The 15,121-nt window shown below is 55.3% G+C and carries 16 protein-coding genes; all 16 read right to left on the bottom strand.

Annotated features, from left to right (window positions below; translation table 11 throughout):
- Nucleotides 1–29: 29 nt before the first annotated feature.
- The 16 genes from atpG to rpmH all read right to left on the bottom strand — a co-directional run bounded on the left by atpG (nt 30) and on the right by rpmH (nt 14,715).
- Nucleotides 30–890 (bottom strand): F0F1 ATP synthase subunit gamma, encoded by an 861-nt coding sequence (gene atpG / locus ACJJIN_RS17740; protein WP_444895613.1) that lies wholly within the window; start codon nt 888–890, stop codon nt 30–32.
- A 77-nt stretch (nt 891–967) separates the two neighbouring features.
- On the bottom strand, nt 968–2,512 hold the full coding sequence (gene atpA / locus ACJJIN_RS17735; RefSeq protein ID WP_108735090.1) for a F0F1 ATP synthase subunit alpha: 1,545 nt from the start codon (nt 2,510–2,512) through the stop codon (nt 968–970).
- A 48-nt stretch (nt 2,513–2,560) separates the two neighbouring features.
- Nucleotides 2,561–3,097, bottom strand: a complete 537-nt coding sequence (locus ACJJIN_RS17730) for a F0F1 ATP synthase subunit delta (protein WP_108735091.1) — start codon at nt 3,095–3,097, stop codon at nt 2,561–2,563.
- A gap of 12 nt (nt 3,098–3,109) precedes the next feature.
- Nucleotides 3,110–3,580, bottom strand: coding sequence for a F0F1 ATP synthase subunit B (locus tag ACJJIN_RS17725; protein WP_282930571.1), 471 nt, complete (start codon nt 3,578–3,580; stop codon nt 3,110–3,112).
- Between the two features lie 52 nt (nt 3,581–3,632).
- Entirely contained in the window at nt 3,633–3,878 is a 246-nt protein-coding gene (gene atpE, locus ACJJIN_RS17720) for a F0F1 ATP synthase subunit C (RefSeq protein ID WP_020413895.1), read from the bottom strand.
- A gap of 59 nt (nt 3,879–3,937) precedes the next feature.
- Entirely contained in the window at nt 3,938–4,864 is a 927-nt protein-coding gene (gene atpB, locus ACJJIN_RS17715) for a F0F1 ATP synthase subunit A (RefSeq protein WP_444895612.1), read from the bottom strand.
- A 49-nt stretch (nt 4,865–4,913) separates the two neighbouring features.
- Nucleotides 4,914–5,276, bottom strand: a complete 363-nt coding sequence (locus tag ACJJIN_RS17710) for an ATP synthase subunit I (protein WP_444895611.1) — start codon at nt 5,274–5,276, stop codon at nt 4,914–4,916.
- A 201-nt stretch (nt 5,277–5,477) separates the two neighbouring features.
- Nucleotides 5,478–6,380: a ParB/RepB/Spo0J family partition protein gene (locus ACJJIN_RS17705; protein ID WP_282930568.1), complete on the bottom strand. Its 903-nt coding sequence runs from the start codon at nt 6,378–6,380 to the stop codon at nt 5,478–5,480.
- A 12-nt stretch (nt 6,381–6,392) separates the two neighbouring features.
- Entirely contained in the window at nt 6,393–7,202 is an 810-nt protein-coding gene (locus tag ACJJIN_RS17700; protein ID WP_444895610.1) for a ParA family protein, read from the bottom strand.
- A 126-nt stretch (nt 7,203–7,328) separates the two neighbouring features.
- Nucleotides 7,329–7,958, bottom strand: a complete 630-nt coding sequence (rsmG, locus tag ACJJIN_RS17695; protein ID WP_444895609.1) for a 16S rRNA (guanine(527)-N(7))-methyltransferase RsmG — start codon at nt 7,956–7,958, stop codon at nt 7,329–7,331.
- A gap of 85 nt (nt 7,959–8,043) precedes the next feature.
- Complete coding sequence (mnmG, locus tag ACJJIN_RS17690; RefSeq protein WP_444895608.1) at nt 8,044–9,933, bottom strand: tRNA uridine-5-carboxymethylaminomethyl(34) synthesis enzyme MnmG; 1,890 nt, start codon at nt 9,931–9,933, stop codon at nt 8,044–8,046.
- 866 nt (nt 9,934–10,799) lie between these two features.
- Nucleotides 10,800–12,176, bottom strand: a complete 1,377-nt coding sequence (gene mnmE, locus ACJJIN_RS17685) for a tRNA uridine-5-carboxymethylaminomethyl(34) synthesis GTPase MnmE (RefSeq protein ID WP_444895607.1) — start codon at nt 12,174–12,176, stop codon at nt 10,800–10,802.
- Nucleotides 12,177–12,255: 79 nt separating this feature from the next.
- A complete protein-coding gene (gene yidC / locus ACJJIN_RS17680) occupies nt 12,256–13,926 on the bottom strand; it encodes a membrane protein insertase YidC (RefSeq protein WP_444895606.1) in 1,671 nt (556 codons plus the stop codon).
- 8 nt (nt 13,927–13,934) lie between these two features.
- Nucleotides 13,935–14,168: a membrane protein insertion efficiency factor YidD gene (gene yidD / locus ACJJIN_RS17675; RefSeq protein WP_108735100.1), complete on the bottom strand. Its 234-nt coding sequence runs from the start codon at nt 14,166–14,168 to the stop codon at nt 13,935–13,937.
- Nucleotides 14,165–14,551: a ribonuclease P protein component gene (gene rnpA / locus ACJJIN_RS17670; protein ID WP_413663877.1), complete on the bottom strand. Its 387-nt coding sequence runs from the start codon at nt 14,549–14,551 to the stop codon at nt 14,165–14,167. Before rnpA ends, yidD begins: the two co-directional genes overlap by 4 nt.
- Before the next feature lie 29 nt (nt 14,552–14,580).
- Nucleotides 14,581–14,715 carry a 50S ribosomal protein L34 gene (rpmH, locus tag ACJJIN_RS17665; RefSeq protein WP_020413885.1) on the bottom strand — a complete coding sequence of 45 codons (135 nt, stop codon included), beginning with the start codon at nt 14,713–14,715 and terminating at the stop codon, nt 14,581–14,583.
- Nucleotides 14,716–15,121 lie beyond the last annotated feature (406 nt).

Below are 15,121 nucleotides of genomic sequence, written 5' to 3'. Positions count from 1 at the left end.
TTTCTAGGCTGACCATTACTGGCAGCGGATTAAACCGCCGCCGCACCGCCGACAATTTCGGACAGTTCCTGGGTAATGGCCGCCTGGCGCGCCTTGTTGTAGACAAGCTGCAACTGATCGATCAGCTCACCGGCGTTATCGGTGGCGCTCTTCATCGCGATCATACGCGCTGCCTGTTCACAGGCTTTGTTTTCAACTACTGCCTGGTATACCTGGGACTCGATGTAGCGAGCCAGCAATCCATCCAGCAATTCAACCGGATCCGGCTCGTAGAGGTAGTCCCACTCGTGCATGAGTTTTTCATCTTCGTCCTTCGGCAGCGGCAGCAATTGCTCAACCTGCGGCTTCTGGGACATGGTGTTGATAAACTCATTGGATACCAGGAACAGGCGATCGATATCGCCTTCTGCGTAACGGTCCAGCATTACCTTAACTGAGCCAATCAGCTGGTTGGCCTGGGGCGCATCGCCCAGATCGCGCACCGCTGCGACAACCTTGCTGCCGATGGCATTAAAGAAACTGGCCGCCTTGTTACCTACCGCGCAGACTTCGACGTCGACACCCTGCTCGGACCACGCCTGCATCTCGCGAATAGCGGCTTTGAACATATTGACGTTCAAGCCACCACAGAGTCCGCGGTCAGTGGATACCAGGATAAAACCGACCCGCTTGGCCTCGCGCTCTTGCAGGTAAATATGCTGGTACTCGGCCGAAGCGTTGGCGACGTGGCCGATCACTGCGCGTATGCGCTGGGCGTAGGGACGCCCCAGTGCCATGCGATCCTGAGCCCTACGCATCTTACTGGCTGCAACCATTTCCATTGCGGCAGTAATTTTCTGCGTGCTCTTGATGCTGGCAATTTTTGTGCGTACTTCTTTTCCGCCTGCCATAGTGATTTACCTTGTTCGCTGGAAGTTAGATTCCGAAAGAGCGGACACGCCGCTCTTTCGCGCTCTCCAGGGAGTTCTTACCAGCTGCTAGTAGCGACGAACTTCTCGATAGCGGCTTTGAAAGCTGCGTCGATTTCGTCGTTGTAGTTACCAGTGCTGTTCACTTTCTCCATCAGCTCTGCGTGTTCGCTGTTCATATAAGCGAGCAGGGCGGCTTCGAAATCGAGAACCTTGGCAACTTCTACTTCTTTCAGGTAACCCTTGTCGGCGGCGTAAACGGAAACAGCCATGTCCGCGATAGACAGCGGAGAGTACTGTTTCTGCTTCATCAGCTCGGTTACGCGCTCACCGTGATCCAGCTGGGCTTTGGTAGCTTCGTCCAGGTCAGAGGCAAACTGGGAGAATGCCGCCAGTTCGCGGTACTGAGCCAGAGCGGTACGGATACCACCGGACAGCTTCTTGATCACCTTGGTCTGCGCTGCACCACCTACACGGGATACAGAGATACCCGGGTTGATCGCTGGGCGGATACCGGAGTTGAACAGATCGGTCTCGAGGAAGATCTGGCCGTCGGTAATGGAAATCACGTTGGTCGGTACGAACGCAGATACGTCACCGGCCTGGGTTTCGATGATCGGCAGGGCGGTCAGAGAGCCGGTCTTGCCTTTCACTTCACCGTTGGTGAACTTCTCTACGTAGTCGGCATTTACACGCGCGGCGCGCTCCAGCAGACGGGAGTGCAAGTAGAAAACGTCACCGGGGTAGGCTTCACGTCCAGGCGGACGCTTCAGCAACAGGGAGATCTGACGGTAGGCCCAAGCCTGCTTGGTCAGGTCATCGTATACGATCAGGGCGTCTTCACCGCGGTCGCGGAAGTACTCACCCATGGTACAGCCGACGTAGGGAGCCAGGAACTGCATCGCTGCCGGATCGGCGGCGCCAGCGGCTACTACGATGGTGTGATCCATAGCGCCGTGCTCTTCGAGCTTGCGCACTACGTTGGCAATAGAGGACTGCTTCTGGCCCACGGCAACGTAGACACACTTAACGCCGGTGCCTTTCTGGTTGATGATGGCGTCGATCGCCACAGCAGTCTTACCAATCTGACGGTCACCGATGATCAGTTCACGCTGGCCACGGCCAATCGGGATCATGGTATCAACCGCTTTCAAACCGGTTTGTACAGGCTGGTCAACGGACTGACGGGCAATAACGCCAGGCGCTACTTTTTCTACCGCGTCGGTCAGCTTGTTGTTCAGCGGGCCCTTGCCGTCGATCGGGTTACCCAGCGCGTCTACAACGCGGCCGAGCAGTTCTGGACCAACCGGGGTTTCCAGGATACGGCCGGTACAACGACACTTCTGGCCTTCAGCCAGCGCCTTGTAGTCGCCCAGGATTACAGCACCAACGGAGTCGCGCTCCAGGTTCAGCGCCATACCGTAAACGCCGCCTTCGAACTCGATCATCTCGCCGTACATCACATCGGCCAGGCCGTGGATGCGGATGATGCCGTCGGATACGGAAACAATGGTGCCCTCATTTTGGGCTTCAGTGCTCACATCGAGATTTTCGATGCGGCTCTTGATGATTTCACTGATCTCAGAGGGATTCAGTTGCTGCATGCTCTGTTCCTCAAGTCCCCGCTGGCTAACACCAACGGGGAGAGTAATTTAGGAGTTCATCGCCTCGGCGAGCTTGGCCAGACGGCCGCGTACGGTACCGTCGATGACTGTATCACCGGCGCGGATGATCGCGCCGCCCAGCAGGCTCTCGTCCACCGAGCTGTGCAGATGTATTTCGCGTTCAAACTTCGCGCTGAGCTTTTGGCCCAGTGCTTGCGCCTGTGCATCGCTCAAGGCGTGCGCGGAAACAACTTCCACCTCGAGGGTGGCTTCCGCTTGCGCTTTCAGCTCTTCGAACAGTTCGGAAATTTCCGGCAGCAGCTGCAGGCGGTTGTTTTCCGCCAGCAACCGGATGAAGTTCCTTCCGTGCTCGCCGAGTTCGTCTGAACAGATCGACAGGAATTTATCTGCGCGCTCTTCACTGGTGAGCTGGGGATTATCCAGCAGCTCACGCACTTTTTCGTTCTGGCTGACCGCTGCCGCAGTGCTCAGCGCAGTGCTCCAACCACCTAAGTGGGAGGCTTCCTGCGCATAAGAGAATGCAGCTTTAGCGTAGGGCCGGGCCAGTGTGCTGAGTTCCGCCATTGGGTTCCTCGCTTACAGCTCGGCTGCCAGTTTATCGATCAGGTCGTCGTGCGCCTTAGCGTCGATATTGACCGCGAGAATCTTCTCCGCACCCAGGACAGACAGGTCTGCCACACGGCTGCGCAGTTGCTCTTTAGCGCGATTCACTTCCTGGTCGATCTCAGCTTTGGCCGCAGTTTTCAGGCGATCGCCTTCAGACTGAGCCGCTTGCTTGGCTTCATCGAGAATCTGGTTGGCGCGCTTGTTGGCACCATCAATGATCTCGTTAGCCTGATCTTTGGCTTCCTTCAACTGCTCGGCAGCTTTGCGCTTGGCCAGTTCCAAATCTTTCTGTGCGTGTTCGGCGTCAGCGAGACCATCTGCGATCTTCTGCTCACGCTCTTTCATCACGCCCAAAAGCGGCGGCCAAACAAACTTCCAGCAAAACCAGACGAAAAACAGGAAAGTAATCGACTGGCCGATTAGAGTCAGGTTGATATTCACTCCGACACCTCTTGCTCTTTAAATAGGGTTAAGGGCAATTGGAACGGCGTAATTAAACCAGACCAGGAGCTACGGCGAAGATCAGGTACATAGCGATACCAACACCGATCATCGGAACCGCGTCAAGCAGACCAGCCATCAGGAACATCTTGCCCTGCAGAGCCGGAGCCTGTTCAGGCTGACGAGCGGAACCTTCCAGCAGCTTGCCACCCAGAGTACCGAAACCGATTGCGGTGCCCAGGGCGCCCAGACCGATCAGCAGTGCACTTGCGATGTAAACCAGACCTAATGCTTCCATTGTGTTCTCCAAATCAAAGTTAAAGAGTTGTTGTAAAGATCGAAAAAAGGGTTAAAAACTTATTGATCGTGCTCGTGCTCATCGTCGCGATGGTGTGCCATCGCCATGTACACGGTGCTCAATACCATAAATACGAACGCCTGCAGCACGATTACCAGTACGTGGAAAATCGCCCAGCCCATGTGCAGGAGGCCCGCACCAATAAAGCCGAGAACACCAACGCCAAACACAATCGCGATCAGGATAAAGATCATTTCACCGGCGTAGAGGTTTCCGAACAGACGCAGGCCCAGGGAGATCGGTTTGGCGATCAGGGATACTGCTTCCAGCAGGAAGTTCACCGGGATCAGCAGGATGTCAAAGAACAACTTGCCGGTATGGAAAGGGTGCAGAGTCAGCTCTTTAAGGAAGCCGATGGCACCTTTTTCGCGAATACTGAAGAAAATCATCAGCGCAAACACCGCCAGGGCCATACCCAGGGTGGCGTTCGGGTCGGTAGTCGGGACCACTTTAAAGAAGAGGTGATCGTTGCCGGAGATCTTGGCGGCAGCCATCGGCAGCCAGTCTACCGGTACCAGGTCCATCAGGTTCATCAGGAACACCCACACAAAGATGGTCAGAGCCATCGGGGCAACCATAGTGTTGCGGTGGGGGAAGGTTTCCTTAACCAGCTTGTCGATAAAGTCGGTAACCAGCTCCACAAAGCTCTGGAAGCCTGTGGGCTTGTCCACACTAGCCTTCTTGGCTGCGCGGGCAAACAGGAAGCAAAAAATCAGACCGAGGCCGATAGACCAGCCCAGGGTATCTACGTGCAGGGCCCAAAAGCCCATATCCGCAGCTTCCTGGGAGGAATGCGCCATAGTCCAAGTAGACTCACTCAGCACAGAGCCATCGGCGCGGGTATACCCGGCCGGCAGCTTGCCGTAAGTCATGTTTTGCAGGTGGTGTTGGATATACCCCGTCGCGGTTTGAGCTTCGCCTGCCATAGTTCCTCAACAATCGTAAAAGTAAGAATTCTTTTTTCTTATCCACCGGCTAGCGGACCATGCGCGCTACCAAAATCCACTGCACGATTACACAGAGGGCGTAGCTGATAAAAAGCGCCGCGGCATTCAGTGGTCTGACGGTGGCAAACACCGCTGCAAAACCTGCCATGGTCAATATAAATTTGCCGGTTTCCGCGCGGTAGAAATTGCCTACCACGCGATGGGCCGCGCGCGCTCCGCTATCGCGATAGGCGCGCCAGCCAAAATATGCTCCGGGTAGCGCACACAAAGCGCCACCGATAAATACGGAGAGCGCCGTCACCGGTTTGCCACTCAAGTGCAGTACCGCACTGGTCAGCGATATCAGCAGAAGCTGTACCGCGGCAATTCGTAATACCGGGAGTTTTGTCATAGACGGGATAAGCCGACTTTTTTGCGCTGTCCGCCCAAAATTTGGGCGTGCGAATTATGCGGCAACAGCATCGCCGATTCAACCGGCAAATGTCGTCAACTTATTTGATTTTCAGGAGGTTTTGCACGGAATTACTCGCCGCAGTGAGTATTTGCCAACAGTTATTGCGCGCGCCACTAGGACGCGCATTTCCCTGTGGCCTCAGTCCTCGGCGTAACCCAGGTGGGCCAGGATTCCATCCAGCTCTTCCAGAGTGGTGTATTTGAGTACCAGGCGGCCATTGCCTTTATCGTTGTGATCGATAGATACGGGCACTCCAACTTTTTCTGCCAGGCGCTCAGTTAGGCGACGGATATTGGGGTCGGGCTTCGGTTTTTCCGGTGCGGGGGCAGCCGGCTGTTGTAAACGGCGCACCAGCGCCTCAGTCTGGCGCACGGTAAGGCTGCGCTCGACCACTTGGCGCGCAGCAGAGCGCTGGGTGGCACCGGATAGACCGAGCAGGGCTTTGGCGTGCCCCAACTCCAGATCGCCACGCTCCAGGAAAGTCCGTACCTCTTCACTGAGACTCAACAGTCGCAAAAGGTTGGTTACTGCGGTACGGGATTTGCCCACCGCATCGGCCACTTCCTGCTGGGTCAGCTTGAACTCATCCTGTAAACGCTTGAGGGCTACAGCTTCCTCTACCGGATTCAGGTCTTCACGCTGGATATTTTCAATCAGCGCCATAGCGATGGCAGCTTCATCGGAAACGCTGCGCACCAGTGCCGGCACTTTCTCCAGTCCCGCCAATTGGGCCGCGCGCCAGCGCCGTTCACCGGCGATGATTTCATAGCTCTGCTCACCGATACCGCGCACGACGATCGGCTGCATAATGCCCTGGGCGCGTATCGAGTCCGCCAGCTCCTGCAAGGATTCCTGTGGAAAATCCCGGCGTGGCTGGTAGCGGCCGCGCTGCAAAAACTCTATCGGCAACTCCTTCAGCTCACCGTCGACCACGGCGGTTTCGGTTTCAGCTTCACCGGTAGCCTCGGCGATCGCGGTGCTGTTTTTATTGCTGATCAGGTGGGATAAACCCCGGCCCAGTCCTTTGCGTTTGGCGGCCATAGTAATTACCCCTTATACGGCTTCCGCCACAGGGCGGCTTTTCTTATTGGAAGATTGATTGGCGGGATGGCGGCGATTGATTTCGCAAGCCAGTGCCAGGTAGGCAATAGCCCCTTTCGAATGGCGGTCGTAATCCAGCGCCGGCTTGCCGAAGCTGGGAGCCTCTGCCAAACGGACATTGCGCGGGATACAGGTTCGATACAGGCGATCGCCGAAAAACTCCTGCAACTGCGCCGACACTTCGCTGGTGAGGCTGTTGCGCGGATCGTACATGGTGCGCAAGATACCCTCGATTTTCAGGTCCGGATTGGCGGCCTGCTGGATCTGGGTGATGGTATCCACCAGTGCTGACAACCCCTCCAGGGCATAGTATTCACACTGCATGGGAATCAATACGCCGTGAGCTGCACAGAGGGCGTTTACCGTCAGCATATTCAGCGACGGCGGACAGTCGATAATCACGTAGTCGTAACGATTACTCACCGCAGCCAGGGCGCGGCGCAGGCGGGATTCGCGGCCCTCCAGATTCAGCAACTCCACCTCTGCCGCAGACAGGTCACCGTTGCCCGGGATCAAATCAAAACCGCTCTCTGTGGATACAATGGCCCGCTCAACGGGTAATTCAGCGGCCAGCACATCGTAACCGGACACCTCCAGGTCACTTTTATCCACACCACTGCCCATGGTGGCATTACCCTGGGGGTCCAGGTCGATCAGCAATACGCGCCGCTTGTTGGCAACCAAAGATGCGGCCAGGTTGACGCAGGTAGTGGTCTTGCCAACCCCGCCTTTCTGGTTGGCCACAGCAAATATCTTGCTCAAGATTCTTGTCCTTTGTTGTTTCCGGGTGCGTTTGCCCCGACGCCGGCTCGGCTTCGGGCGGCGGCTGTTGTGCCCCACGATAGGGGAGCAGGATTAGGCGGGCGACAAACCCGCCAAACTATCATCTTATTCTGTGCGACAGAGCTGAATCATATGTCGCTCACCGTCGCAGCCGGGCACCGACAACCGGTGCACCTGCTCGACCTTAATGCCTTTTGGCAGAGCGCTCAACTCATCCTCAGGCAGCTTGCCCTTCATGGCATAAAAACGACCCTTGGGTGCCAACATGTGCTCACTGCCATTGACCATATCTTCGATGGAGGCAAAGGCGCGGGACACCACACCGGCAAAAGGCTGTTCTGGCACAAAGGCTTCTACCCGCTCATTGACTACCGTGATATTGGGCAGGGGCAGGGTGCTGGCCACTTGGAACAGGAAGCGGGTCTTCTTGCCATTGCTGTCGAGCAGGGTGATGGCGCGCTCCGGATGCACAATTGCCAGGGGAATTCCAGGCAGGCCGCCACCGCTACCCACATCGATTAAAGAGCCTTCGCCACAGAGATTTACCACACTGAGGCTGTCGATAATATGGCGCTCCAGCATCTGCTCTGGGTCGCGTATGGCGGACAGGTTGTAGGCACTATTCCAGCGGGCAAAAAGCGCCAGGTATTCCAGTAGCTGATTCTGCTGCCGGTCACTGAGTACCACCGACATCTGTGCCGCCGCCTCTAACAGGCGCGGACGAAACTGTTCCATTGAGTGAGAAATGGGTCTATCCCCCAGTAGTCCCGCGAAACTCAAACCCCGCAGGGCCTCGCGGGATACCCTGTGGAAAACCGATTTATACCGCTTTTTTGCGCTTCAGCAGCCCGCGCTTTTTCAACTGGATCAACAGCAGGGATATGGATGCGGGCGTCACACCCGGTATCCGCGAGGCCCGCGCCAGGGTATCCGGGCGGGTCTCTCCCAGCTTTTGCTTAACCTCATTGGACAGACCAGAAATATCGCTGTAGTCGAAGTCCGCCGGGATCGGGGTATCTTCGTAGGCCTGCAAGCGCTCAATTTCCTCGCGCTGGCGATCGATATAGCCGGCGTACTTGGCCGAGATTTCCACCTGTTCGGCAACCTGCTCGTCGGTTACCGCTTCCCCTTTGAGGCCCGCCACATCCTGATAGCCCAGTTCCGGACGGCGCAGCAGGTCCATCAGGCTGTATTCCCGCGCCAATGGCTGCGGCAGCTTAGTCTCTACAGAGGCGGCCTGGGGCGTCTTTGGGTGCACCCAGGTATCTTGTAGTCGCTGGGTCTCCCGAGCGATCTCCTCGCGCTTTTCACTGAACGCTGCCCAGCGGGTATCGTCGACCAGGCCCAATTCGCGACCTTTTTCGGTCAGGCGCAGGTCAGCATTGTCCTCACGGAGCAGCAAGCGATATTCCGCGCGGCTGGTAAACATGCGGTAGGGCTCTTTAGTGCCGCTGGTGATCAAATCATCCACAAGCACGCCCAGGTAGGCTTCATCCCGACGCGGGGCCCAGGCTTCGCGCTCCTGGGCCTGTAGGGCGGCATTGGCGCCAGCCAGGAGTCCCTGGGCAGCCGCTTCCTCGTAGCCGGTGGTGCCATTGATCTGGCCGGCAAAGTAGAGCCCCTGGATAAATTTGGTTTGCAGGGACGGCAAAAGGTCGCGCGGGTCGAAGAAATCGTACTCAATTGCATAGCCAGGGCGGGTGATATGCGCCTTTTCAAAGCCTTTGATGGAGTGCACCAGCTCAATCTGTACATCGAAGGGCAGGCTGGTGGAAATACCATTGGGGTACAGCTCGTTGGTGGTCAACCCTTCAGGCTCGATAAACACCTGGTGGCTATCTTTGTCCGCAAAGCGGTGCACCTTGTCTTCGATGGAGGGACAGTAGCGCGGGCCAATCCCTTCAATCACGCCGGAATACATGGGCGAGCGATCGAGCCCCCCCTGGATAATTTCATGGGTGCGGGCATTGGTGTGGGTAATCCAGCAGCAGACTTGGCGCGGGTGCTGATCGCGGCTGCCCAAATAGGACATCACCGGTGTGGGGCTATCTCCCCACTGTTCCTCCAGCTCGCTGAAATCTACCGAGCGGGCATCAATACGGGGAGGGGTGCCAGTTTTGAGGCGATCGACGCGGAAAGGCAGTTCGCGCAGACGATCTGCAAGGGCAATCGAGGGCGGGTCTCCAGCGCGGCCGCCGGCGTGGTTATCCAAGCCGATATGTATACGCCCACCGAGGAAAGTCCCTGCGGTCAGTACCACTGTCTTGGCGCGAAAGCGCACCCCCGCATTGGTGACAACGCCCACAACCCGTTCACCTTCGACAATCAGGTCATCCGCCGCTTGTTGGAAGATCTCCAGGTTTTCCTGTGCTTCCAGGATTGAACGGATAGCGGCGCGATACAGGGCTCTATCGGCCTGGGCACGAGTTGCCCTTACTGCGGGGCCTTTGCGGGCATTGAGGACCCGGAACTGAATTCCGCCCAGGTCTGTTGCCGTTGCCATAGCGCCACCGAGGGCATCGACTTCCTTCACGAGATGACTCTTGCCGATACCGCCGATCGCCGGGTTGCAGGACATTTGTCCAAGGGTCTCGATATTGTGGGTCAGCAGCAGAGTGGAAGCTCCCATACGTGCCGCTGCCAGTGAGGCTTCGGTACCTGCGTGGCCTCCGCCGATCACGATCACATCATAGGTCTTAGGGAATTCCATAGTGGCTGCTACTGGTTACAACTGGGGGCGCACATTTTATAGGCAGTAGGTATGAGTCAGCAATTGGCTACAAGCATATTCCTGCACTCTAGTTGGTAGACCCTTGTAAAGCTGTAAAAACGGAGACTATCCAGTTCCCTGCATATCGAGCTCTTTCTCTAAGGAAATCATTTTTTTGGACTCTCTTAAGTTTATATAAATGAATAAATGTATTTCTTAGAGAGAGGTTTTTGATTTAGTTGTTTTTATTAGTGCCCGGCAAATCATGTATAAGCAAAAAAAAACCTTATAAATCAATAGGATACATTAATGAAAACATGGGCAATAACCCCTTGGCTGAAGGGGGGGCAACCCCGGTAGATGATTGTGGAAAGCCGGGACAACTTTGCGCGCCTCGTGCTGGCGGGAAAGTTATCATCATAGCATTCGTTGCTTACGCAGGTGTTTATCCCCTTTTTTACTCACACCTGGCAATTTCAGGTTTTAGCTTGTGCGTAGAGGGTGATAAGACTTGGGGGTTAATTGTGCGTAAGAGTGAATATTGTATAAGTCTGTGAGTTTTGTTGCTGTATCTATGTGATTTATAGGTGATTGAAGCAAGTGAAAAGATATCCACGGGAAATCCCCGTGGACATGTATAACTCGATCAGCGCCATATCTTATTTTGCAGAGTTTTTTGCCAGATTTTTTCGCGAATCTATTTAATAAGATCGGGAAAAATTGGGGATTTAATTTACCCGCCCTGAAAGTCGGGGTTAAGCCTGTGTAAAAGAAGTGAGAAATATGTTGGGAAGCTGGAAGGAGAGAAGCGAGGGAGGATAAAGTAGCCTCCCCCTTGGGATAACTTGGAAGTTGGGATGGAGCGTTTACTTACCGATACAAAAACTGCCGAAGATCTTGCCGAGTAATTCATCGGCACTGACGGTGCCTGTAATTTCTCCCAGAGCCTGCTGGGCTTGGCGTAAGTCTTCGGCGAGCAGTTCGCCTGCACCGCTAGTGTGAAGTTGCCGCTGGCCCTGATGTATAAAAGCTTGTGCCCGGCCCAGTGCGTCCAGGTGTCGGCGCCTGGCACTGAATGTTCCCTCTCCAGCGCCGCTGAAACCAATACTCTGTTTTAAATGCTCTTTTAACGCATCGAGCCCGGCACCTGTTTTTGCACTGATGGCAATCACTGGCACGCCTTCAGTATGTGCCTGAAGTCCAGCGCTGTAGTCGGTGAGGTCAATCTTATTCAGTACTAATGTTAGTTTATCGAGATCTCTCAGCTGACTGGTAAATTCTGGCCAAACTTGTGTGGGATCCAGGGAGTGGAGCTGCTCTGCATCCATGACTAGAAGTACCCTATCTGCGCCGTGGATTTCCTCCCAGGCGCGTTCGATACCAATTTGCTCGACTCTATCCGGGGCATCCCTTAATCCCGCAGTATCGGCAAACTGGAGGGGCATACCGTCGATATGAATATGTTCGCGCAGGATATCCCGAGTGGTACCGGCGATATCGGTGACAATAGCGGCGTCGTGTCCGGCCAGTGTGTTGAGCAGGCTGGATTTCCCTGCATTGGGGCGTCCTGCGATAGCAACTCGCATTCCCTCGCGCATTATCGCGCCCTGGCGCGCCTGGGTTTCCACACCCACCATTTGTGCCAGTAGGGTTTCTATATCAGCTGCCACTTTGCCATCGGCGAGGAAGTCGATTTCCTCTTCGGGGAAATCAATGGCGGCCTCCACGTAGATACGCAAGTGGGTAAGGTTTTCCACCAGGTCTTCGATTTTCTCGGAAAACGCGCCCTGCAGTGAACGCATGGCATTGCGCGCTGCCTGGGCACTGCCGGCGTCGATTAAATCGGCGATCGCTTCGGCCTGAGTTAAATCCATTTTGTCGTTGAGGAAAGCCCTCTCGGAAAATTCTCCGGGTCGGGCTTGTCGAGCGCCCAACTCGATAGTTGCTTGAAGTAACTGATCGAGAATCACTGGGCCGCCGTGTCCCTGGAGTTCCACCACATCCTCCCCGGTAAAGGAGTTGGGACCGGGGAAAAAGAGTGCCAATCCCTGATCGATTAACTGCTCTTTGTGGGTAAAGTTCCGGTAGTGGGCAGAGCGGGGCTGGAGGGATTTTTCCCCGCAGATTTGTTGGGCAATTTGCAGGGCTCTTGCGCCCGACAGTCGGATAACGCCGATGCCGCCGCGCCCGGGCGCGGTGGCAACAGCGGCAATAGTGTCGCGATTGAGGCTTTCTTGTGTCATCGGCTGAGTTTACTCGACAGAACGGAAAAGGGCCGCATTAGCGGCCCTTGTTTATTGTGTTGCTGCAGATCGGTACTGGTTAGTACTTACCGGCATCCACCTGTTTATTGATATACCAGGTTTGCGCAATGGTAATCAGGTTGTTGGCGATCCAGTACAGAACCAGACCCGCTGGGAACCACAGGAAGAATACAGTCATCATTACCGGCATCAGCTGCATGATGCGGGCTTGGGTTGGATCAGTCGGCGCCGGGTTCAGCTTTTGCATAAACCACATTGACAGGCCCATCAATACCGGCAGGATAAAGTAGGGGTCCTTCGCCGACAGATCGTGAATCCAGAAAATCCAGGGCGCGTGGCGCAGCTCAACGGTTTCGGTGAGCATCCAGTAGAGCGCGATAAATACCGGCATCTGCAACAGGATCGGCAGGCAGCCACCCATCGGATTGATCTTCTCGCGGCGGTAGAGCTTCATGGTCTCTTCCGCCAGCTTTTGCCGGTTATCCTTGTACTGTTCCTGCAGCTTTTTCATCTGCGGCGCAAACTTGCGCATACGCGCCATGGACTTGGTGCCAGCGGCGGACAGAGGCAGAAGCAGCGTCTTGATAAATACGGTGAGCAGGATGATCGCCCAGCCCCAGTTGCTGACAATATGCTCCTGGATAAAGTGCAGGACACCGAACAGCGGTTTTGCGATCCACCAGAGCCAGCCGTAGTCGACGGTCAGGTCGAGGCCGGGGGAGATTTCTTCCAAACGGTAAACATCTTTCGGGCCAGCGTAGAAAGAAGCGCTCAGCTCGCCTTGGGTGGCAGCGGGGATTTGCACTTGAGGTGCGGTAAAGCCCATGCGGAAGAGGCCGTTGGATAGCTCCTTCAATTCAAAGGTATTGCGCTCGTCCTGGGGGGGAATCCAGGCACTGATAAAGTAGTGCTGAACCATAGCTACCCAACCACCTTCGATGGTTTCGCGGGTGGGGCTTTCAGCAATCTCCTCGAAGTCCTGCTTGAAGTAGTTCTTTTCGTTGGTGCGGATGGCGGCGCCGAGGAAAGGCGACATGCCGAAACCGGTGTCGGTTGCGGGTTCACTGGCATCGCGCTTAATCTGACCAAACATGGCCGCGGACCAGGGCTTGTCACTGGTGTTATCCACCAGGTAGGCCACTTGGATCAGGTAGTCTCCACGCTTGAAGGTGAAGCGCTTGGTGATATTGGCGCCTTCCTGTTGCAGAGTCAGGTCTACTATCAGGGTATCGTCGCCCTCAACCATCGCATATTCGGTTTTTGCCACCTTGAAAACCGGGCGGCCAGCGGCGCTGTCGGTCCCGTTTTTACCGATAAGGCCACTTTGGGCAATATAGGTATGGTTGCGGGTCTGGTTTAACAGGATCAAGGGTTGGTCCGGGGTATCCAACTTCTCTTGTTGTTTGCGCAGCGCCACTTTGACAATATCGCCGCCACGAGGATTGATGAGCAGATCAAAAACGTCGGTGGTGACACTGATCAGCTTGCTCTCGATACTGCTGCCTTCATCGGATGCGGGCACCTGGGAGCGAAGTTGGGGAACATCACTGTCGCCGGTGCTCGGGGGTGTTTCGGCGGGTATTTGGCTTACAGTGTCGCCGCCTGTTTGCACGACAGTTTCGCGGTCGAGTTCAGGAGTGTGTTGCTCTTGAAATGCGTTCCACTGGAAGATAAGTGCCAGGAGAACCGCGAGAATTCCGCCGAGCAGCGTATAGCGTTGCCAATCCATCTTATTACCTAGAGCGTGTTCTTGTGTCTGGTAGGGGGAACCGGGTCCAATCCACCAGGGTGCCAGGGGTGGCATTTTATAAGGCGGCGCAGAGTTAAATAACCCCCTTTTATCGCTCCATGAGTTTCAATGGCCTCTTCAGAGTACCGGGAGCAGGTGGGGTAGAAGCGACATTGGTTGCCTACCCAGGGGCTGGCCAGGTAGCGGTATACATGAATCAGCTTGATCAGTATCCACTTCATGGTCGGGGTTGCGGCTGTCGAGCCCGCTTGGCCAGTTTACGCCAGAGTTTATTCAGTAGTTTCGCCAACTCGGCCTTATCCAGATCTGCGACCCCAGGGCGCGCGAGCACCACGGCATCCAGCGGCGGCAAATCATATTGCTGCAGGCGGAAGGTTTCCCGGGTTATACGCTTGATTTGATTGCGGTCGGAGGCGTTGCGTACATGCTTTTTAGCAATAACGAGGCCGAGACGCGGGTGTTCCAAGGAGTTGGGACGGGCGAGGATCAACAGATGAGGGTGTGCGGCGCGCACCTGGTTTTCATTGAATACCAAGCGATACTGCGCCGCATTGAGCAGGCGCAGCGTCTTGGCAAATCCGAAGCTGCTGCGCACCTGCTGCATAAAGAGATATCTCTAAAAGGGAAGAGATCTTATGCAGACAGTACTTTGCGGCCTTTAGCGCGACGGCGGGCCAGAATCTTACGGCCGTTTTTGGTTGCCATGCGAGCGCGGAAACCGTGAGTGCGCTTGCGCTTCAAGTTGCTTGGTTGAAATGTGCGTTTCATAGTCTTGCTACCTGAGACTTTGTGTTCAAAATTTCTCGGGACCTTTCCCGGCCGCGGCCTGGACTCCGGTCCGGCACAAAGCCGGTGCAGACGGAGCTACGCGCTGCGAAGGCCGCGGATTGTATAGAAACCCAGCAGTGAAAGCAACGCGCTAATCAGGGAAATTCTTTTTGTTGGTGTGCGAGTTCACTGTAATTTTTTACGCCAACTAAACAAGTCGTTGAGTCATCAGGGGTATCTCTGAATGCCCACTGATTGACCCCAAGTTATCCACAGCTTACTGTGGATAACTTTCAGAGGGTTCCCACCTCAATTGTCTAATTGTTGTGCAAATCCTTGATTGTGTGGATCTTTTTGCGCAGTTTTTTCAACAGATGCAGTCTTTCTTGTGGATAACCTAAAGGTG

The organism is Microbulbifer maximicatervae (SeqCode) (genome assembly GCF_052467505.1).
Note: the sequence above shows the minus strand (reverse complement) of the source record. Positions and strands in the feature narration are given on the sequence as shown.